The organism is Moorena producens 3L, assembly GCF_000211815.1.
GTDB classification, from domain to species: domain Bacteria; phylum Cyanobacteriota; class Cyanobacteriia; order Cyanobacteriales; family Coleofasciculaceae; genus Moorena; species Moorena producens.
The window spans coordinates 1-20,669 of record NZ_GL890931.1; the positions used below are offsets into that span (position 1 = coordinate 1).

16 protein-coding genes and 1 pseudogene are annotated in these 20,669 nt (G+C 42.8%); 6 read left to right on the forward strand and 11 right to left on the reverse strand.

Features of this window, described 5'->3' with window-relative positions:
- Nucleotides 1-323 precede the first annotated feature (323 nt).
- A complete protein-coding gene (locus LYNGBM3L_RS17740) occupies nucleotides 324-1,181 on the forward strand; it encodes a hypothetical protein (protein ID WP_229414577.1) in 858 nt (285 codons plus the stop codon).
- Between the two features lie 101 nt (nucleotides 1,182-1,282).
- The gene (locus LYNGBM3L_RS17745; protein WP_008186069.1) at nucleotides 1,283-3,301 is read left to right on the forward strand and encodes an ATP-binding protein; all 2,019 of its coding nucleotides are present in this window, start codon (nucleotides 1,283-1,285) and stop codon (nucleotides 3,299-3,301) included.
- 62 nt (nucleotides 3,302-3,363) lie between these two features.
- On the opposite strand, the gene LYNGBM3L_RS43820 is transcribed toward LYNGBM3L_RS17745, so the two are convergent.
- Complete coding sequence (locus LYNGBM3L_RS43820) at nucleotides 3,364-3,522, reverse strand: hypothetical protein (RefSeq protein ID WP_154659840.1); 159 nt, start codon at nucleotides 3,520-3,522, stop codon at nucleotides 3,364-3,366.
- 6 nt (nucleotides 3,523-3,528) lie between these two features.
- On the opposite strand from LYNGBM3L_RS43820, the gene LYNGBM3L_RS17750 reads away from it, so the two are divergent.
- A complete protein-coding gene (locus LYNGBM3L_RS17750) occupies nucleotides 3,529-6,201 on the forward strand; it encodes a DNA translocase FtsK (RefSeq protein ID WP_008186072.1) in 2,673 nt (890 codons plus the stop codon).
- Between the two features lie 238 nt (nucleotides 6,202-6,439).
- Here the strand turns inward: LYNGBM3L_RS17750 and LYNGBM3L_RS34960 are convergent, their stop codons facing one another.
- The 7 genes and pseudogenes from LYNGBM3L_RS34960 to priA all read right to left on the reverse strand — a co-directional run bounded on the left by LYNGBM3L_RS34960 (nucleotide 6,440) and on the right by priA (nucleotide 14,851).
- Nucleotides 6,440-8,098, reverse strand: coding sequence for an SUMF1/EgtB/PvdO family nonheme iron enzyme (locus LYNGBM3L_RS34960; protein ID WP_008186074.1), 1,659 nt, complete (start codon nucleotides 8,096-8,098; stop codon nucleotides 6,440-6,442).
- A gap of 231 nt (nucleotides 8,099-8,329) precedes the next feature.
- Nucleotides 8,330-8,410 (reverse strand): annotated as a pseudogene (locus LYNGBM3L_RS47555) (arsenical resistance protein ArsH); the annotation flags it as partial.
- 27 nt (nucleotides 8,411-8,437) lie between these two features.
- Nucleotides 8,438-9,481, reverse strand: a complete 1,044-nt coding sequence (locus LYNGBM3L_RS17760; RefSeq protein WP_008186077.1) for a nucleotidyl transferase AbiEii/AbiGii toxin family protein — start codon at nucleotides 9,479-9,481, stop codon at nucleotides 8,438-8,440.
- The gene (locus tag LYNGBM3L_RS17765) at nucleotides 9,481-10,101 is read right to left on the reverse strand and encodes a DUF6088 family protein (RefSeq protein ID WP_008186079.1); all 621 of its coding nucleotides are present in this window, start codon (nucleotides 10,099-10,101) and stop codon (nucleotides 9,481-9,483) included. Before LYNGBM3L_RS17765 ends, LYNGBM3L_RS17760 begins: the two co-directional genes overlap by 1 nt.
- Before the next feature lie 1,072 nt (nucleotides 10,102-11,173).
- Entirely contained in the window at nucleotides 11,174-11,746 is a 573-nt protein-coding gene (locus tag LYNGBM3L_RS17770; RefSeq protein ID WP_008186082.1) for a hypothetical protein, read from the reverse strand.
- A gap of 33 nt (nucleotides 11,747-11,779) precedes the next feature.
- Nucleotides 11,780-11,965, reverse strand: coding sequence for a hypothetical protein (locus LYNGBM3L_RS41090; protein WP_131826835.1), 186 nt, complete (start codon nucleotides 11,963-11,965; stop codon nucleotides 11,780-11,782).
- 300 nt (nucleotides 11,966-12,265) lie between these two features.
- A complete protein-coding gene (priA, locus tag LYNGBM3L_RS17775; protein ID WP_008186086.1) occupies nucleotides 12,266-14,851 on the reverse strand; it encodes a primosomal protein N' in 2,586 nt (861 codons plus the stop codon).
- A 469-nt stretch (nucleotides 14,852-15,320) separates the two neighbouring features.
- On the opposite strand from priA, the gene LYNGBM3L_RS17780 reads away from it, so the two are divergent.
- Nucleotides 15,321-16,442: an RNA polymerase sigma factor, RpoD/SigA family gene (locus LYNGBM3L_RS17780; protein WP_008186088.1), complete on the forward strand. Its 1,122-nt coding sequence runs from the start codon at nucleotides 15,321-15,323 to the stop codon at nucleotides 16,440-16,442.
- Between the two features lie 71 nt (nucleotides 16,443-16,513).
- Here the strand turns inward: LYNGBM3L_RS17780 and LYNGBM3L_RS41095 are convergent, their stop codons facing one another.
- On the reverse strand, nucleotides 16,514-16,711 hold the full coding sequence (locus tag LYNGBM3L_RS41095) for a hypothetical protein (protein ID WP_131826836.1): 198 nt from the start codon (nucleotides 16,709-16,711) through the stop codon (nucleotides 16,514-16,516).
- Nucleotides 16,712-16,830: 119 nt separating this feature from the next.
- Here LYNGBM3L_RS41095 and LYNGBM3L_RS17785 point away from each other — a divergent pair, with 119 nt between their 5' ends.
- Both LYNGBM3L_RS17785 and LYNGBM3L_RS17790 read left to right on the forward strand, forming a co-directional pair.
- The gene (locus LYNGBM3L_RS17785; protein WP_008186089.1) at nucleotides 16,831-17,334 is read left to right on the forward strand and encodes a GNAT family N-acetyltransferase; all 504 of its coding nucleotides are present in this window, start codon (nucleotides 16,831-16,833) and stop codon (nucleotides 17,332-17,334) included.
- A 121-nt stretch (nucleotides 17,335-17,455) separates the two neighbouring features.
- Nucleotides 17,456-17,662 carry a hypothetical protein gene (locus LYNGBM3L_RS17790; protein WP_008186091.1) on the forward strand — a complete coding sequence of 69 codons (207 nt, stop codon included), beginning with the start codon at nucleotides 17,456-17,458 and terminating at the stop codon, nucleotides 17,660-17,662.
- A 409-nt stretch (nucleotides 17,663-18,071) separates the two neighbouring features.
- On the opposite strand, the gene LYNGBM3L_RS17795 is transcribed toward LYNGBM3L_RS17790, so the two are convergent.
- Together LYNGBM3L_RS17795 and ruvC are read right to left on the reverse strand one after the other, a co-directional pair.
- The gene (locus LYNGBM3L_RS17795) at nucleotides 18,072-19,136 is read right to left on the reverse strand and encodes a potassium channel family protein (RefSeq protein ID WP_008186093.1); all 1,065 of its coding nucleotides are present in this window, start codon (nucleotides 19,134-19,136) and stop codon (nucleotides 18,072-18,074) included.
- Between the two features lie 624 nt (nucleotides 19,137-19,760).
- Nucleotides 19,761-20,318, reverse strand: coding sequence for a crossover junction endodeoxyribonuclease RuvC (gene ruvC, locus LYNGBM3L_RS17800; protein ID WP_008186095.1), 558 nt, complete (start codon nucleotides 20,316-20,318; stop codon nucleotides 19,761-19,763).
- Between the last annotated feature and the right edge of the window lie 351 nt (nucleotides 20,319-20,669).

The following is a 20,669-nucleotide window of genomic DNA, read 5'->3' on the forward strand; positions in this document are numbered from 1 at the left end:
GGATAATTACCCTTAATCCGAAACTCTCCCCCACTCTCCCCCACTCTTCCCCAAACCTCCCCATCCTCCCCGCGCCCCCGCCCCCTTAATGATGGGTATTCAACCAGACTTGAGATAAGTCTGATGTCGGTAAGCATTCAGCCTAGTATGGTACAACGTAAATAAAGATACTATTGAAAAGTAGCGAAAGGCTTATATAATAAGAATTCTGCTCAGGGCTGATAGTTAAGGGCTGATCGCCCGTCCGCTGAGGGCTGACAGTAGAATCTATTGCGGAAATCCTTGACTACTACGTGGTTATAGGGAATACAGTTAGGTTAATCTTGAACAAAAGTGAGGTAACGACAATCAACATGGAAGCTATTGAACTGGAAGTCAGCCAACTAAAATTTTTACTGAAGCTACTGAGCAAACCGGATTATCGGGCAACGATTACGGAAGCCAAGCCCAATTCTAAAACCTCAGCGGGGGAACGAGATCGAATTTGTCAGGCGTTATGCGATCGCAATTTGATTGAGTCTAATACAGAAATCACGAAAATTCAGATCACTGATGCAGGCAAGGAACTCCTAAACCAAGATCAGGCTGACTCACAACTGAGCACGAAAGAGCGCAAAATTCTTAAAGCCTGTGAAACAGAACCGACTACTCCGGCCAAGACAAACGTCAAGCCTGCTAAGACCCGCAAGGAAATCATGGACAGTTTGATAGAGCAGGGCTATATCACAGTAGCAGAAACTAAATTCAAAGATGTCTGGATTACTGAAGCAGGTATTGAGTACCTCTTAAATAATTATAAACCCGTTGGTCGTGGCAATATCAATCTGTCTAAAACCATGCTAGCGGATTACATCGATTTCCTGCGGAAACAGCTACCAAACTCAACAACTACAATCTCAGCTCTAGTCAATCCCCCTACTAATGAAGAAATATTACAAATTATCAAGAATTTAGACCAAGAACTGGGTACAGAAAACTATTTGCCACTGTTTCATTTGCGCCAAAAGTTACAACCCCCTTTGTCTAGGGAAGAATTAGATAAAGCACTGTATAGCTTGCAAGCAGAAGATAAAATTGATCTGAGTGCTTTGGAAGAAGCCAATATGTATACAGAGGAACAAATTGAAGCTGGTATTCCTCAAAATACCGGGGGGAGGCTATTTTTCATTATGGTGCAGTAAAGTATGATCCTAAAGTAGGATACAAAGTATAATACACTAACCCCAGACTTCCCAATTGTTAATCCTCTATCCTTTTCCAAACTATAGATGGAATTTTAGAGATGGCAACGATCCAGGAAATAATTAAACAAGCTCCAAATCCGTTTGACCCCGTAACCTGTATTACGGGTAATTTTTGGGAAGATCCAGACAATGGGGCTGTTAATGTCACATCGATTCATCAAGATGAAATTAATCAGATAACCACCACCCTCAGTGCGGTGACTCAAGACCATCGACCCCGCACTATCTTACTGGCTGGTGATCCTGGTGCGGGGAAAAGTTATCTATTAAAACGGCTCAAACAGCAGTTCAATCAAAAAGCCTTTTTTGCTTATATTGGTCCTTGGGCAAATAGCGATCGCATCTGGCGCTATATCCTTAGGGAAACCGTTGACAGTCTGGTCCAAGTCCCAGAAGGGGAAAAAGAGTCTCAGTTGCTGCTGTGGCTAAAGAGTCTCCCGGCCTTTAAAAAAACTAGCTGGCTTTTGAATGAGCGACAACGGCTGATTGGTGACCTCAGAGCTACCTATCCAACCGGAATTCATAGAAATAAAGAGTTTTTTGGAGTGCTTTATGAGCTAACTAATCCAGAACGGGATTACCTGGCTTATCAATGGTTAAGGGGAGAAGATTTGGATGAAGATGACCTGCAAACCCTTCGGGTCAGAGGCTCTATAGATAATGAAGACGATGCTCAGAACATCTTAATCAACTTCGGGAGAATTTCTGAATCCACCAAGCCGATTGTGCTGTGTTTTGACCAATTGGATAATATCCCTCGTTTGCCCGATGGTTATCTGGATCTAGAAGCTCTGTTTAATGTCAACTCTACCCTTCATACTCGCTATCCCAATAACATGCTGATTATAATCAGCATGATTACTAATACTTTGAAGCGCAATCAAAAACAAATTAAACCCGCTAATATTGCTAGACTTAATCATAAAATTCTGCTCAAAAGGATTACCCTAGAGCAAGCCGAATCCCTCTGGGCAAACCGACTCTATCCGTTACATCAGCGAGCTGACCAAAAAACCAAAACCATTTCACCGATTTATCCTTTAACTCGGCAAGACCTAGAAAAAGCATTTCCTGGTGGCAAAACCACTCCCCGGGAGACATTGACCCTGGGAAACCAGATAATTGAAAGGTATAAAACTCAGGGATTTAATAGTTCAGAGCCATCAACCAAGACTAAATCAACTAGTCAAAATGATACCGCTGGCCAATCAATACCGAGAGCAGAAAAAGTCTTAGCTTCATTTAAATTGAAGTGGCAACAAGAATTAAAAAAAACTGAGCAGAAAATTACCCGAATCCAAGAAAAGGGTGAATCTGAATTGATTAAGATGTTACGAGAGGCGTTAGATGCTCTGGAGGTCAAAGATGTTAAATCAAACTTTTTGTCAGGTAGTTTTGCCAGTGATTCCCTAAGTTACCAACTGCCATCATCCCAGGAACGGATCGGAGTAGTATGGGGAGAAACTACTAATGGTAACAGCTTCTATCATCTGATGAATGCCTGTGAGAAAGCTATTCAAGGCAATCGCTGTCAAACCTTATACCTGATTCGCTATACACAAGTTAGGAAACGCGGTCTCAAGGGGGACAAACTCTACAACAAACTATTCAATGGTTCTGGCCATAGTCACATTAAATTAGAAGACCTCTCCTCTGTCCATTACTTAGCCACTTATCATAGCTTAGTTAATCAAGCTTGTTCCCAAGAGTTAGTGCTTGCTGATACCATACCAACACCGCCAGAGTTACAAGATATAATCCGAAAATCGGGAATTTTGCAGGATTGTCCTTTACTACAAGATTTGAAGATTTTTCCTAGTAAAGTTAACGATACTCAAGTTGTTACAAAGCCGGTTAAGGAATTTGTAATAACTCTGCTCAAACAGAATCAAATTATTGGTCATAACGTTTTAATTAAAACTATTCATAATAAATTTAAGTCTATCAAGGAAATAGCAATTCACCAAGGGATTAAGGAACTGTCTCAGGAAAATAAAATTAAACTTGTACCTGTGGATGGTTCCCCAGAAAAACAATTAGTATGTTTGGTACCGTAAGCTATCAGCGTGTCGCGTATCAGCGTGTCGCGTATCAGCATTCAGCATTCAGCATTCAGCATTCAGCATTCAGATATTAGCTTATGGGCTACTTGAGGTGCTACTTGAGGTGCCATTGGCCAAAGGCTGACAGCTGAGGGCTGACGACTGACCGCTGACCGCTGACCGCTAAAGATTATTCTACCATAGCCAAAATTCCATAGCAAAAATTCGGATAACAAGCGCCAATGTACCTGAATCAACCAGCCCAGATCCGAGAGTTAATCCTGAATTTATCAGCAGCAAAAATTCTCTGGTTAGATACGGAAATTGCTGATTGGAATACCCCTAATCCCAGACTATCTCTGATTCAGGTATTGGCTGATCCGACGGATATAAATGGTGACAAAGCTTACATCTTAGATGTATTAGACCAACCAGAAATAGTGAAAGACTTTGTCAACTATATTATGGTTAATCCTAACATTGAAAAAGTCTTTCACAACGCTAGTTTTGATTTACGCTATCTAGGGGGTAAAGAGCAAGCTAATAATGTTACTTGTACCTATCAAATAGCTAGAAAGCTGACGAATAAGAAACTGTCTAATCCATTACAGGTATCAAATCATAAACTAAAAACACTAGCGCTAGAACTTTGCAATTTCGCCAATGTCGATACAGAGGAGCAAAGCAGTGATTGGGGAAAACGTCCGCTAACCCAAAAACAGCTAAACTATGCCAAAATGGACACAGTGTATCTAGCCCATGTCCATCGGCGCTTACTAGAAATTAGTGATAAAAATAGCTGGAGTCGAGAGCAGATGGTTCCAAGATTGCGGACGCAAAAAGCCGAATCCCCTTGCTTCAGTGTTACCCAAGTTAGGGTAGCCATTGAATGTCCTCGCTTATTTTATTTGAGTCATCACTTTGGTGGAAAAACCCTATTTATACCACCATCCGACTCACCAGGGATTGGGAAAGTATTCCATCAGCTATGTGAAAAGTGTACTGACACACTCCAGCAAGATTCCCGATTTCAAGCTTTATTTTCCCCCACAGCAAGTCAGCTAGACCTAGGCCAGATAAGCTCTAAGATCCAAGCGCTACTGTATGAGCTAGTGGTTTTCCCTCAAATCGATGACTTAGAGATAGCCTCCCTACTTCAACTGTGGCAAGGATTAACATCACTATTTCCCCATTGGACTCAACTGCTAGTTACTAATCGACGCTATTGTCAGCCAGAAGAAGTAATAAGAAAAACCTTTATTGCTCAAGAAAAAGACCTGAGTTATAACTTCACCCTCCCTGATGGGAGCCAGCAACAAGTTAATGGAAAATTCGATAGCTTAATATTTGACTGTGAACGCGATCGCTATTGTGTCGTAGACTATAAAACCTATCAACCGGTAGATCCATCCGCTAACGTAGCTCAAGTTGCTCTCTATAGTTACATGCTCCAAACAGAAAAAGGAGTAGCAATCGATGCAGCGGTTTATTCCGTTTTGCCAGAATTCCAAGAACACTACTATTCCTGGGAAGAGCTAGAGGATACAGTGCATCAGCTCATTCCCCATAAATTACAACAGATGCGCCAATGGCTGAGTTGGAAACCTGCCCAGCTGGAAAAGGGGGGAGATGGGGAAACTATAAAAAACCATTGCACTCCAGCAATCGGTAAGGGCGACCTTGAGCCACCACCACCCACGCGACAGCTTCAGCTATGCAACATTTGTCCCCAACAGCAGACCTGTCAAACCTTTTTTGAGGATGGGAAAACTGACCAAGAGCAGGTCAAGCCAGCATCCCGCAAAATTCCTGAGACTAAGCAAAAGCCGGTCAAGCCACCATCCCGGAAAACTGTTGATGCTGATCAGATCGGGAAAAAATTGGTGAGTACTCTAGAAGACTTTAAAATTAGTGTCGATTATCTCAACGCAACAGTTGCTCCCGCATTTGTCCGGATCAAGCTCAAACCCCATCGTGGCGTAAAAGTTAGAGATATACAGAATCGGTCCCAGGATTTACAAGTACACTTGGGTCTGGATAATCCTCCCCTGATTACTCCTGAAGCTGGCTATGTCAGTGTGGATTTACCACGGAAGGATGAGGATAGAGAAGTAGCTCGATTTGATGACTATATCGAGGTTCACCAAAGTTCCAGCAATCCTCCCAGGATTGGGCTTGGAGTAAATTTAGATGGGAAATTGGTAGAAGCGGATTTATCTGATCCCAATACATGCCACTTTTTGGTAGGGGGCACAACGGGAAGTGGCAAGAGCGAATTTTTGCGATCGCTTCTGCTATCCCTACTCTATCACCACTCTCCTCAACAGCTAAAAATTGCTCTGGTTGATCCCAAGCGAGTCACTTTCCCAGAATTTGAGGAAATGCCATGGTTGCTGTCACCAATCGTTAAAGATAGCGATCGCGCTATCGAACTGATGGCAGAATTAGTTGACGAAATGGAGCAGCGTTACCGGAAATTTGAACAAGCCAAGTGTGCTCACCTGGATGCTTATAATCAGCAATTGACTCAGAAACAAACTAATAAACAAAACCTACCATTACCTCGGATAGTCTGTATATTTGATGAATATGCTGACTTCATGGCAGAAAAAGAAATCCGCAAAGACTTAGAATTAAGTATTAAGCGTTTAGGAGCCAAAGCTAGAGCGGCTGGGATTCATTTGATTATTGCTACTCAACGACCAGAAGCGAAAGTTGTTACTCCGATTATTCGGTCTAATTTACCAGGGCGAATTGCTTTACGCACAGCGTCTGAAGCGGATTCAAAGATTATTTTTGGTGGCAGCAACACTGAAGCAGCTTATTTGTTAGGTAAAGGAGATTTGTTATATCAAAAGGGTGGTAAGTTAGAGCGATTGCAAAGTTTGTTTGCTGATAGGATTATATTGGCTTGATTTTAGGGAATAGGGAACAGGGAACAGGGAACAGGGAACAGGGAGAGCGCACCTAAATGTTGGCGTTACTTAATAATGGAATGATTTGAATAGTTTTGTGGAATGGGCATCTTGCCCGTTCGAGATCTTTTCGCGCGGGCAAGATGCCCGCTCTACTCCTATTAATTCAAAGACTGACGCAACGCCGAAAATAAGGTATAAAAATATAAAAGTATAAAAGTGCAAAAAGGAAAAAGGGCTAAGTCCTCCCAACACCCCGAGCCACACGAAAACCGACAACGCCGTAGATGAAAGCGCGCGCGACATAGCGGAAGCGGCAGGCAGAACGGCAATTCCCAGGACCGAAGAACCACGAGCCGCCCCGCAGAATATAATAATCATAATGATTATTATATTCTGCCCAGATACTCCCATCTCTAGGGGCTCCTTCGTAATTATCATGGTAAGGATCCGCACACCACTCCCAAACATTGCCGTGCATATCGTATAAGCCAAAGCCGTTGGGGTAAGGAAAATGTCCTACTGGGGTGGTTTCTCCTCGATATTCCCCTTTTGCTTCCTCTGCATAAGTATCGGGAGCGTCATAATTAGTTAATTTACTGGTTATGGTCTCTCCATAATGGAATGGTGTAGTAGTTCCTGCTCTACAGGCGTATTCCCATTCCGCTTCACTGGGTAATCTGTATTCCGTTCCTGTATACTCAGAAAGGCGATCGCAAAATTCCACCGCATCGTACCAGTTTACTCCCTCTACTGGTCGATTCTTTCCTTTAAAGTAAGAGGGGTATGGCTTTAAGTCCCGCTTAATTTTAGGTAGGTTGGCCACAGCTCGCCATTGCGCCTGGGTTACCTGATATTTCCCCAGGAAGAAGGGTTGGACGCTTACTTGGTGCTGAGGTCTTTCCCTGTCATTACTCTCCTTCTCAGTTTCCGGGGAACCCATTGAGAAGCTTCCTTCTGGGATATACACCATATCTAGGTCTACTCCATTCCCCAGATCTTCAGTGAAATAACTTGCTTGCTTGGATTCTCGCTTGATTGTTGCTCCTCTAGGGTTAACTGTTACTACTTTAAAGGGAAACTGCTTTAAACCTTCTTCCTCTGCTGACTGCTTTAAATCTTTTGGCTCTACTGGTGGATTTACTTTTTGTTTGTTTGTGAGATAATAAACCAGAAGCACTAATATTGATATTGGTGGCATTTTTGTTAACCATCCCTTTAATAAATCAGCCCGATAAAACTGATTGGAACCTTTTGGATTGGCTGGTTTTAAACTTTCTTTACTCGAATTTGGCTTGACAATTATATCAGGTTGTAAATTTATGTTTTGTTGGTAAAATAATAAATTATAAACGTTCTTAGCATTTTTTTCTAACCATTGCTCTAGTTGCTCAGCCTTTGACTTAGTAATATTTCCATTAACTAATAAATTATCGACAAATTTGACAATCAGTTTTTCATCATCAGTTGGTTGATGTATATCATCCAAATATTCTATAATATCATAAAAACTGCCAGGAGTTTTATCTTTTCGATCGGGACAACAAGCTATGTAAGCCTGTTGCATTTGTTTTATAAAGTTCCTTTGTAAAGGACGTAATATATTGACTAAACTAGTGGTAATTTTAAATTTTTCCTCGATTGCCTTTAACTGAAGATTATTTGGATTTTGTTTACGTGCTCCATCAATTAAATTTTCTAACTGATTGGAATTTTCAAAATTATCTATTAATTCGTAAACGATTTCCTGTAAATTTCCACCGCTAGCAACCTCGTTCAGATTTATATTGAATGCATAACGCACCATCATTTTTAATTTAGTTTTATCAGGAAACGCACTACACAGTGCTTCGTTTATTTTTTTAAGGAGATAACCAGGGGTATGTCCAGCATTCATTGATGGTTAGTTCAAGACCTGTGAGAAATAGAACTTTCTGACTCTAATTTAGTATCTACAGTCTGATTATACCGAATTGAAACCCGCTATACTAACCCCAAACTAAGACAGCATAGACTCCATATATCAAATAAACACCAAGTACAATCGCAATAATAATCCGAGCCTTCATGGAAGTAGAATGGGCATCTTGCCCGTTACTGATTGTAGAATGGGCATCTTGCCCGTTACTGATACGAGACGACTGTAAGAACGTTCTCGCAAAGAACCATATAAAAATAGAATTCTTGGTGGGTGGTCAAAACTGGTCATTATAAAAGACAAAAGTTCAAAGTGTTCTCACGATACCTGATTAACTTCTATTTCTAAGGCTGAAATTGCTTCTATGATTTCATCAAAGGGTGGAGCAGTACCTAACATCATGCCCTGCATTGCCTGATAATCAGTAATGAGAGCTTTTAGTAATTCTCCTTTCGGTAAGAGTTTTAGAGAGCCGGGAATCGCTTCGTCTAATTTCATCCAGCTTCGATTAAACAGTTTTTTGGTGTACTGGCGTACATCTTCTCTTAACTGATGATTGGCAATGGCTGTCTTACCTGCTTCCTGACGGGAAATTATTGCTACATCATAATAATGACGTGACAGTCTCTGGCGATCACTGGGCAGGCGTTGTTCGTCTCGATAACCACAAGACCAACCATGTAATATCATGATTTTATCCCAAAAAGTTCTTTGAGGGTCGATGGTCGTTACATTTGCTACGGAAAAATTCCATTCTTCAAGTATCTCGGATAGATAGGGGGTAATAGTATGATTTTGATGGGGTACGAGCGCTGACCGTGCGCCTGCTTCTAGTTTGACACGGGGTTGAACGTAAGCAATGCTATCGGATGGAAATAAGCTCGGATACTGAAATAGCAGGGTTGAATTATCTGGATCGTCTTCATCGAGTACAATGCGACTCTCAGGCGAAATTACCCCAGCAACTTGTGATAAGTCATCTTTAAGCTTGCCACAGATATACGTTGAAGCAGCTTGTTTTAGTTCGGACGCTAGTTTTTTTCGCCGCTTGCTAGAGATTCCAAGAGCAGAGGGATCGTTATCCCCGGCAAAACCCAGATCGCTCCTGAATACCACCAGATCTACATCCTCGGAAAATCTACTAATGAGTTGATAAACCTTGGAAAGGGAAGTGCCGCCTTTAAACAATAGTCTGGGGTGTTCCTGGGGTAAGCCATTATAAAGGATATCCAGCACCAGGCACACCCAAAAATCCTTTTCTATATAGGTAGACAAGGTATTGAGGGAATCCGCTGTTGACTCAAAAACATCGTTACGGTCTTGTGCTGGTAAATTTAGAAATTCTTCAAATGCTGGATTCACTAGGAGACACCTTCACCCTTACTAACTTGACGTACAACGGGTGTCATCCACGTTGGTAACAGCTTAATACCTTCTGCGAGATCTTGTTTGATGTCTGAAGACAACCGATTGTGTAGGGTATTAACCACATGTTTATCAGCAGCGATATTTTCGCCCAGCCAATATAAGGCCCTAACCACAGGCGCACCAGGACGGTTAGCCCATGCCATTAACCGTTGAGAGACATGACGTAGTTTGATGGTACGCCCACCAACTTGTAAAGTTCGGCTCGAACCATTCGTTATGTAGCTGTTCTGGGCGGGAACGGCATTGGTCAGACCTAGCTGGTGGGCTGCAACAATGCCATCTGGCATGATTGATATACCATCCCGACGTGCCAGAGCTTCCACAACGGCATCAATGTTGGGTGGGGCAGGACGCTTCAAGATATTGCTGGTGCGTGGATAGTCATATAAACCGCGACCAACGCGGCGCAAAAATCCTTGTTTCACCAGACGAGATAGCGCTTTATCTACAGCATCACGACTGCCGAGATCTACAAAATCTTTGGGTGTGCAGACCCAACCACCGCGACCATGACCACGAACTCTGTTCAGGATTTTTTTTGCTATACCCTGCATCTTACGAAAGCTATGAATATAAAGTTCACGAAATATATTTTGTCAGAATTATAGCCAATATTTCTGACTTTTTCAAGGCAGCTAACCGTGTATTAATTGCCCAAAGTCAGGATGTTGAGGTAACGAAGGTGAGTAGAACTGTCAGAATAGGTTCTATGACCCTTCGATAAAACTGTCAGATTAATCGAAAACCAACCCTATTCCGACACAAATTCGGGGTAAATCTGACGTGAGGCTGAGGTATGCCCTATTCTGACAGTGTTCACGCGAGTTCAGTCTCACAATCTCTTAAGCTTAGCGAGACAAGTCTTGTGACTTTCATTAAATAGGCTCAGGGAGCACATAGCTGCCATGAGCCGCCAGATTTTTCTCATTCATCACACAAGACTGATAAATTTTTGGTAAGTCTATAGTTATCAATACCTTATAATGCTGATGCAAAACATAGTGCATAAGTTATTTTCTTATGCACTATGTTTTGCAACATCGCAACCAGGCGTAGTGACAAGATAGCTGTCATAAGTGCCAACTCAAGCCCAAAAAAGTTCTGATTTTACTTTTGGAACTGGAACTTATCGATTTTTTGGTTAAATTTGATGCTACCCGGAGATAAATTCTAGTCGAATTTATGAATAAAGTTCTGACACTGTTAGAAATAAGAACTTTTACTTTGGGGGATCCCGATGGAGATCTAGAAGATGAAAGCTATTCACAGTAAGGGGTTGATGTCATTTTGCACTTATGACAGCTTCCTTGTTATTACGCCAACCAGCAGAAACCCGTTTCTAAATTTGTTGTGGCAAAACTTTAAATTTCCGCGACTTTTAAACATCTGAAATCATAATTTGGAGGCATATGACAGCTATGTGCCCCCTGAGCCTAAGTAGCTTTTGATGATGGTATAACGACAACCTTGAAAAGAGATAGCCTGTTGAACTGTCGCTAAGTAAATGGTCTCAATTCGTAGTAATAAGCATTAAGCTTGGCGTTGCTGATAACTGATAGCTGTTCGCGTAGCGTGCGCGTAGCGCATTAGCTGATAGCTGATAACAAATAGCTGATAGCTTAAATACTAACCCCAAACTAACACAGCATACACTCCATAGATAAAATAAACACTAAGTACAATCGCAATAATAATCCGAGCCTTCATGGAAGTGTGGCGTCTCCATAATACAAAGCATCCCACTATAACAGCCAACACTTCTAGGGGAGCAAAAATATCACCATAATGACGAGAATCCCAATAAGACACAGGGCTTTCAAAGCGCCAATTTGACAATGGGAAAAAGTGACGATGGGCATCATCAGCATGGAAAGGAAAATCTCCTAACCCATGAAGAGCCATGCTAGCAAACATAGCAATCAGAAACGTTTGACCAAAATAGTAGGCTAATAAGCAACCTACTAGTATCAATGGAAAAGAATTGAAAATATCGAAAAATAATTGCCAGCTTGGGTTATAATAAGATTCAGACCAGATTACATTTTCAGGAATTCCTCTGATTAATTTTTCATATATGTAAAAAATTACCATTGGTAAATCCGGTAATATCGCACCGAACACAATTGGTAAATTATTTTCTGGCCTTCTTTTTTTTCCTAAAATTAGGAGATTGACGATGGCGTGAGCGGGAGTATTCACAAATTAGAGAATTAAGAATTAAGAATTTAGAATTTAGAATTTAGAGGGAGTCGGGAGTCGGGAATCGGGAGTCGGGAATCGGGAACAGAAATATGTCTTGCAAGGCAGATTTATGGGTATAATCTGCCCCCCTAGCCCCCCAATATTGGGGGGAATAAAACTCTCAAGCGATGCAGCGCGGTCTTGGGGAGCCAGTGCGGTCTTGGGGGTTTCCCCCATGAGCAACTGGCGTGGTTTCCCCCATGAGCGACTGCATCAAGACAAGTCCCCCAAAGTTGGGGGATTTAGGGGGCTTTACCAAAACCAGACGAGCCCGCATTCATACTTCAATTCAGCAACGCCATATGTCTTAACCTTTACTTCGACTTCTATAACTTTAACCCTTCAACCTTCAACTTGTAACTTATAGCTTTTATTGCATTTATTAGTTACACTTATAAACCTCAAAGTCCCCCTTTTTAAGGGGGATTTAGGGGGATCGCTTTGTCCCTCATAGCTATAAGAATTGCTATATACCTTTCAACTTATATTCAACGGATTAACATCAATAGTCAAGCTAATATCTGGAGGACATATATCCTGCAATTCCCGCCAATTCAGTAATCTGGCGGGCACAGTAGGAGCAAACTTCAGCAAAATCTGCCATCGATAGCGACGAGCAACCCGAATCACACTAGCTGGTGCTGGTCCTAGGATATCGTACTCGGCCTCAGGAGTATCTAACCTGTCCGCTAAATCCTCTGCTACCTTCTCCACCGCCGCAGAATCCAATCCACTTATGCGCAACAGAATCAAATCACCATAAGGGGGATAGTTCAGTGCTGCCCGTTGTTCCAATTCGTCCGAGATAAACGACTGATAATTATGAGTTTTGACAGCCTGAATCACAGGATGCTCTGGGGAATAAGTTTGAATAATCACCTGACCAGGGTCATCCCCACGACCGGCACGACCTGCGACCTGAGTTAAGGTTTGGAATGCCCGCTCGGATGCTCTATAGTCTGATAAATACAGTAATCCATCTGCTGCTACTACTCCCACCAGTGTCACCTGAGCCAGATCTAATCCTTTGGTCAGCATTTGGGTACCCACCAACAAGTCAGCTTCCTGATTAGCGAATTGAGTTAACAGAGTGCGATGAGCATTCTTGGTACGAGTGGTATCACTGTCAAATCGGATAATTCGTAACTCTGGAAACAGCTTGGCCAAATCTTGAACAACCCGCTGAGTACCACTACCGAAAAATTTCAGGTAGGGAGAACTACATTCTGGACAACTACGGGGATGGAGTTGTCCGAAATTACAATAGTGGCACCGCAATACTTGAGTAGCCCCTTCATGGGTATAGTGATAGGACAAGGAAACATCACAGTTAGGGCATTCCACCACATGACCACAACTACGACAAGACACAAAGGTACTGTGTCCCCTGCGGGGAATAAATAAAATCCCCTGTTTCTCTTGTTCCTTTAGTCGTCTCAAGCTGTCTTGGAGAGAACGGCTAAAAATCGACCGATTCCCAGCTTTTAACTCCTGCCTCATATCCACAATTTCCACTGGTGGCAGGGGTCTCGATTGAATCCGTTCCGGTAGGGATAAGTAATGAGTACTAAGTTCTGGATGCTGAGGAGGTGAACAGGTGAAGGGTTGAACTTCAGGAGCTGAAGAGGTCACGGGATTAATTTCACTACCGATCTGACCATCTCTCGCTCCCCCCATCACCTTAATACTGACCCAGCTTTCCACCGAAGGAGTAGCTGAACCTAAAATAAGGGGACAATTTTCTAATTCTGCTCGCCATTGGGCAACGGTGCGAGCGTGGTAGGTAGGAATGGGTTGGTCTTGCTTGAAGCTAGAGTCGTGTTCTTCATCTAATACGATTAATCCCAACTGGGGCAAGGGGGCAAAAACAGCAGAACGAGTGCCAATCACCACTTGTGGCTCACCTGGGATCATCTGTCGCCAGGTATCATAGCGCTCCCCTTTATTCAAGGCACTGTGGTAAACCCGAACTTTGTCACCAAAGCGAGCCCGGAAACGGTCAGTAATTTGAGGAGTTAAGCCAATTTCCGGCACCAACACCAAAGCGGATTTCCCTTGCGCTAGGATTGGTGCGATCGCTTGTAGATAGACCTCCGTTTTTCCAGACCCAGTCACCCCATGCAACAGCACTTGGGCAAAGCCATCAATATTATTAATCAGGTCTAATGCACGGGATTGGGCATTTGTCAAGTTCTTCGGCGCATCTGTAGCCATGGTTGGTGAAGTCGCATTGCGCAATACTTCCCTAGCCTCAATCACCACATATCCCTTATCTTCCCATGAATTTATAGTTGAAGAACTAACATTACAAATTTGTGATAGTTCACTCAACCACAAATCCCCCCCACGACGGCGTAGCACCTCCAATACTTCCCGTTGCCGTCGAGTCAGATTAGACCGATTGATATCAGCCACCAGAGTCACAGCTTTCTTGAGCTTAGGACGAGTTGGCTTAGGAGCTTCCAGATAACTTTCCACCCAACCTCGCTTGAGCAAGTGACGTAATCCTGCTTTAGCCCCCTTTACCTGACGTTGGAGGTATTGCCAGCTGTAATCCCCATTGGGTTTAGCCTGAAGAATCTCCAAAATCTGACTTGCGGCTGAATTATTAATAAAGACATGAGCCTCTTTAGGCAAGGCCGAGGAATTGAGGCGAATTCGACGCTGCGATCGCCCTAACAGTCCTGGAGGTAAGGCAGACCGAATCACTTGGATTAGAGGGGTGCAGTAGTACTGAGCAACCCGCTCTAACAGTTGGCAGTAGGAACTTGGAAAGAAACCGGGACTGATCACCTCCTCTACGTCCTTAATTTTCTCCAGTGGTAAGTTTGGGGGTGGAGAGTCTACAATCCGAATAGCGATCGCTCCTAGCTGTTGAGTCCCGAATGACACACTCAGAACATCTCCAGGATTGATTGATACATCCAATGAATTACGATAAGTATATATACCTTGAACTCCTGGACAATCTACTAAGACTTCAACCCACTTTTCTTGGCCACCACCAGAAAAGTAAAGTGCTCTAGGCTCAGCTAACAGTAGACCTAAAGGAGGATTAGACATAGGGCAGCTTTGGTTTGGGAAGGCTCCTATTCTATCACTATTGGTAGATAGGAAAATTCTAAAATATGTGAGATCCTGTTTCCAGAGTCAAAATAAATAATAAAAGCAATGGGAAGAGAATTATCTCCCCTGCTTTCACCCTAGACTGTAACTAAAATATATGTAATTAAACATTTCGTAATTACAGATACAACTAGCCAAACTGCTTCTGGTAAGCTTAAAATCATTAATTTATAATCACGTCAATCACACATTAACTACTTGAAGCAGGTTGGGTCACTGAGCTTTGAGGGTATGGAGCGTGTTTTAGCTGCTCTGTCTAGAGTATTAACTTCTTTGTGAAACCAGCAACACCAATTTTTTAGAACAGATTTCTCATTAAAGGCCAATTTTCAGCAACAAACAGCCTCAATCCCTCAGGGCAACGGTTTTAACAAACTTAAAATACACTTGCAACTCACACATCCCTATGAATATTACAGAATTAAACCAGACTCATACAATGCCTTCTACGGAAGAGAAAGATTTTTATGTTACTGACCACATTGAGCCAGAGGAAACAGATTTACAGCGTGTAGCCGTCGAATTCACCGAAGACGATGAACTAGTGGTCTCTACTTCCCATAATTTCCGGAAAAGCGGCTCTGATGACACGGTGGGTGCGTTCTTTAAGGAGATGGCTCGTTACCCATTGCTCAAGCCAGACGAAGAGGTAGATTTAGCCCGTCGGGTTAAGTTCCTAGTAGAAATAGACCATCTCCACAACAGCTTACAGGAAAAATTAGACCGTAAACCAACTAAGGCTGAGGTAGCTGCAGCGGTCGAGATGACAGAACGTCAGTTGGAGGGGAATTTATATCGTGGTCGTGTGGCAAAACGCAAGATGATTCGCTCGAACTTGCGCTTAGTGGTTTCAATTGCTAAACGATATATAAATCGGGGTGTACCATTTCTAGATTTGATTCAAGAAGGTGCGTTGGGCTTAAACCGAGCAGCGGAAAAGTTTGACCCAGATAAGGGTTACAAGTTTTCTACCTATGCTTATTGGTGGATTCGTCAGGCCATTACTCGTACTATTGCCAATGATGCCCGAACTATTCGTCTACCAATCCACATTGTCGAAAAGCTAAATAAACTTAAAAAAGCTCAGCGGGAACTTAAACAAAAACTGCAGCGCAATCCTAATGAACTAGAACTTGCTCAAGCGCTAGAAATTTCCCTCTCCCATTTGCGTCAGTTGCTAGAACTGCGTAGGCGCTCCCTTTCTTTGAATCACAGAGTTGGTAAAGGGGAAGACACAGAACTGATGGATTTGCTCGAAGACAATGATCTACGATTGCCCGAAGATAAGATGAATGAATCCATGATGCGCCAGGAGATTTGGGAGGTTCTCAGTGATGTTCTGACTGAGCGGGAAAAAGATGTGATTTCTCTACGCTATGGTTTAGCCAGCAGTGAACCCTACACCCTAGAAGAAGTAGGAGGCATGTTCAATCTCTCTCGGGAACGGGTGCGTCAGATTCAAAGCAAAGCCATGCGTAAGCTACGCCGTCCCCAAGTGGCTCGACGGCTTAGAGACTGGTTGACCTAGTGCAGCAGGTCTTAGGTCAGCTCTTGACTTATAGATAAAGGGTAAGCTATCAGCGTGTCGCGTATCAGCTATCAGCGAACAGCGATTAGCGCTACAGATGGTGCTACTTGAGGTGCTATCAGCGCTGTAGCCACGCTACCGGAACAGTTTATGCCCATAGCCAAAGCTACACCGAACAGCTTTTGAATAAAATAAACTGACGGCTGATGAATAAAATAAGCTGACGGCTGACGGCTGACGGCTGTTGGCGTAGCCTGGGCGTAGCGCATATGCTTACGATAAAGGTTATGTCGAAATCAGGTAATTCCAGTTAATTAGTTACCCATTACCAGAGAAGGGATATGATAATTAATCAAATTGTCTTTTTGATTGTCCCTTTGCCAGCACTATGGGTAACTTTACCTTAAGACCAGCCACAGAAGCTGATGTAGCGATTCTGTTTAATTTGATTAAGGCTCTAGCAGAGTATGAGAAACTCTCCGAAGCTGTCACTGGCAATGCTGATGACCTGAAAGAACACCTGTTCGGCGCTAAACCCTACGTAGAGGCGATTATCGTTGAACAGGGTGGTCAAGGAGTGGGATTTGCACTGTTTTTTAACAACTATTCCACATTTCTAACTAAGCCAGGAATTTATCTAGAAGATTTATTTGTATTACCGGAATTTCGCCGCCAAGGCATCGGTAAAGCTATACTCAGTTACCTGGCTCAGCTAGCAGTGGACCGTGGCTATGGGCGTTTAGAATGGAGTGTACTGGATTGGAATGAACCTGCCATCGCATTTTATGAACGTATGGGAGCAGCAGTATTGCCAGACTGGAGAATTTGTCGAGTGACTGGGATAGGTCTCAATCAGCTAGCTGAGTATACTGATCCGGCAACGACTGACTAATGTTGCTTAAATGCTATACTAGGAAGTATATGCAGCTGCGACTCTAAACCCCTAGTTGCAGGTAAACTGCAAAAAGGACATAGGGTAATTTACATATTGGTTGATATAAAAAAAATCACAAATGACTATTTGGGTAAACGAGCAGATTGATCCATCGGGTCTTCTCTACTCTTGTATTGCCACTTGCAACGAAGAGCAGGCTAAGGATTGCCACGAGTCGTTTCAGGAGAACTTGACTGATCAGCAAAAAGCAGCGGGTTGGGTTGCCCGATTACGCACAGTTAAGTCTTGGGATGAAGTGCCGGTGAATACCTTGAAACTTAATTAGAATGTAGAATGTAGAATTGAGAATTGAGAATGAAGAATTGAGAATTGAGAATTGAGAATGAAGAATTGAGAATTCTACATTCATTCTACATTCTACATTCATTCTACATTCTACATTCTGCATTCTACATTCATTCTACATTCTACATTCTACATTCTACATTCTGCATTCTACATTCGCGCATTCTACATTCTACATTCTGCATTCTACATTCGCGCATTCTACATTCTCGGCGTTGCTGAATTAAGGAATGAATGCGCGATCATCTAGTTTTATTAAAGCCCCCTAAATCCCCCAATTCTGGGGGACTTTGAGAGTTTTTCCCCCCAAGCGAGCAATCCCTCGCTTGGGGGGCTAGGGGGGCGAAACCATACTGAGAATCAGCAACGCCACATTCTCAGCCTAAGATCTATTTTGGCTTGGGCAGTCGTAGCAAATTGGAACGGATTGGACCGAGAATGCGGTTTAGCTCACGCAATTGATCAGCTGTCCCCATACAAATCAGCAGGTCTCCTGGTATGAGTTTAGTGTCACCGTCTGGTCCAGCAATCAGACGACCGGAATCCCGGCGAATTGCTAAAACCAAAGCACCAGTTTGCGATCGCAGTCGGGCTTCCCTGAGGGTTTTGCCCACGCAAGGACAGGTTTCGGGGTCTAGCAGAAACTCTTCCATATAAAAAGAGCTATCAGTTCCGGTTAGAATCCCATCCACAAAATCCATGACTTGGGGTCTAAGGGCTGCAGCTGCCAAGCGTCTACCACCAGTGATGTAGGGAGAGACTACAGCATCTGCACCAGCTCGCTGCAACTTTTGAACAGCTTCTTCGGAGCTAGCACGAGCGATGGCTCGAATTCGAGGATTGAGGGTTTTGGCAGACAAGATAATATAGAGATTTTCAGCATCTGAGGGCAGGGCAGCCACCAGACAAATTGCCCGTTCAATCCCCACATTTAGCAGAGTTTCATCCAAGGTGGCATCTCCGTGTACAGAAATACAACCCATATCCTGGACAGCCTGAACCTGTTCCAATCGGGAGTCAATTGTTACAAATGGGATGCCCTCAGCCTTAAATTCCAGAGCAATCTGACGCCCAGTCCGTCCAAACCCACACAAAATGTAGTGTTTCGTCAAACTATCTAGCAAGCGCTTCTGTTGCCTCATGCGAATTCCATCTTGAAAGTAGCCTTGAATTAGGGCTTCTGTAAACCGGTTAACAATGTAACCGATACTAATAATGCCCATAAAAATCAGACAAATGCTAAATAGTTTTGCCCGATCTCCCATCGGCCGTACTTCTTGATAGCCCACTGTCGAAAGGGTGATTACCGTCATGTAGGCTGACTCCAACCAGCCCCAGCCTTCAACCACCCGATACCAAAGAGTTCCAATCAGAAATACACCCCCGAGAGTGATCGCACCGGCAATCAGCTCTTGGCGAAGACGTCGATATTTTTGCTCAAGGGTTGAATACACCGTTGCTTGTCATGGGTTAACTTAACTTAATACCTAGATAAAATTCAGGTGAAACTGGCAACACCGACAGCTGACAGTGGTTTTTAATATTACATATATGAATATGATTAAGTGTATTGGTTTGCTATCGGTATAGTTGACAAATATAGTTGACAGATATAGTTAACAAATATAGTTAACAAATATAGTTAATAAATATAGTTGATAAATATAGTTCACAGATACGGCGGTTTGCAATTCAGTTAGGTACAAAGTTCTGGGTTTTTAGGGAACAGAGAACAGCGGATCTGGGAACAGGGACAACAATCCTGTGTACCTGATAGTTATGCAAACCGCCCTATATAGTTCACAGATATAGTTCACAGATATAGTTCACAGATATAGTTCACAGATATATAGTTCACAGATATAGTTCACAGATATAGTTCACAGATATAGTTCACAGATATAGTTCACAGATATAGTTCACAGATATAGTTCACAGATATAGTTCACAGATATATAGTTCACAGATATAGTTCACAGATATAGTTCACAGATATAGTTCACAGATATAGTTCACAGATATAGTTCACAAATATAATATATAGTTCAAAGATATAGTTCACAGATATAGTAAAGTGTTCAAGACATATGAAACCAGGCGGTCAATGCGACTGCCAAGGCATCTGCTAAATCATCTGGTTTGGGGATGGTGTCTAAGTTTAACTCCCGCATAACAGCCTGCTGAACCTCATATTTATCCGCATTACCATATCCGGTCATTGCCTGTTTAATCTGACCCGGTGTAAACTCTACCATTGGAACTTGATGTTGTGCTGTTACTAACACCACAACACCCCGTGCCTGAGCTACGGAGATCGTAGTACTCATACGGTAGAAAAAAAGTTTTTCAATCGCCACCAGATCCGGTTGGCAGTGTTCAAGCAGGGTGTGTAAATCCTCGTAAATCGTACACAGTCGTGAGCCGTAATCAGTCTTGGCAGGGGTTTGGATGATGCCAAAATCTAGCAACTGCAATGGTTCAAGGGTTGCCTGTATTAGTGACTGCCTAGAAGGCTTGGCCACTCCTAAGGAGCCTTTTGTGTTTGCTGACTTACTAATTTTGGTGGTTTGGCAACTAATTGCGCCAAAACCTAAAGTAGCTAGTCCTGGGTCAATTCCCAAAATTCGCTTTTCCATCTGGCTCACTGCAGTTAATCCCTTTCGAGTGTAATCACTAAATTAGGTTAATGGTGTTAGTGCTATCATCCCTATTACCTAGTGCTATGATCCCTAGTACCTGTAGCGTTCGGCATTAAGTCATGACCTCTAAGCAGCCACACCTTAACGGGAATCAAAGAAGTCTGGGGTAGCTGACTACTTGGGATTATTCTGTTTCACCCCGTATTTTTTGGGGTTACGCTACTACTCTCATACCCTAAATGGCAACTCAATCGACCTCACCACTTTCGGCATATCCACGGGTAAATTCTGATCATAACGTTTAGGTACCGGATATTGTATTAATCACACCTTAGCCTAATTATCTGA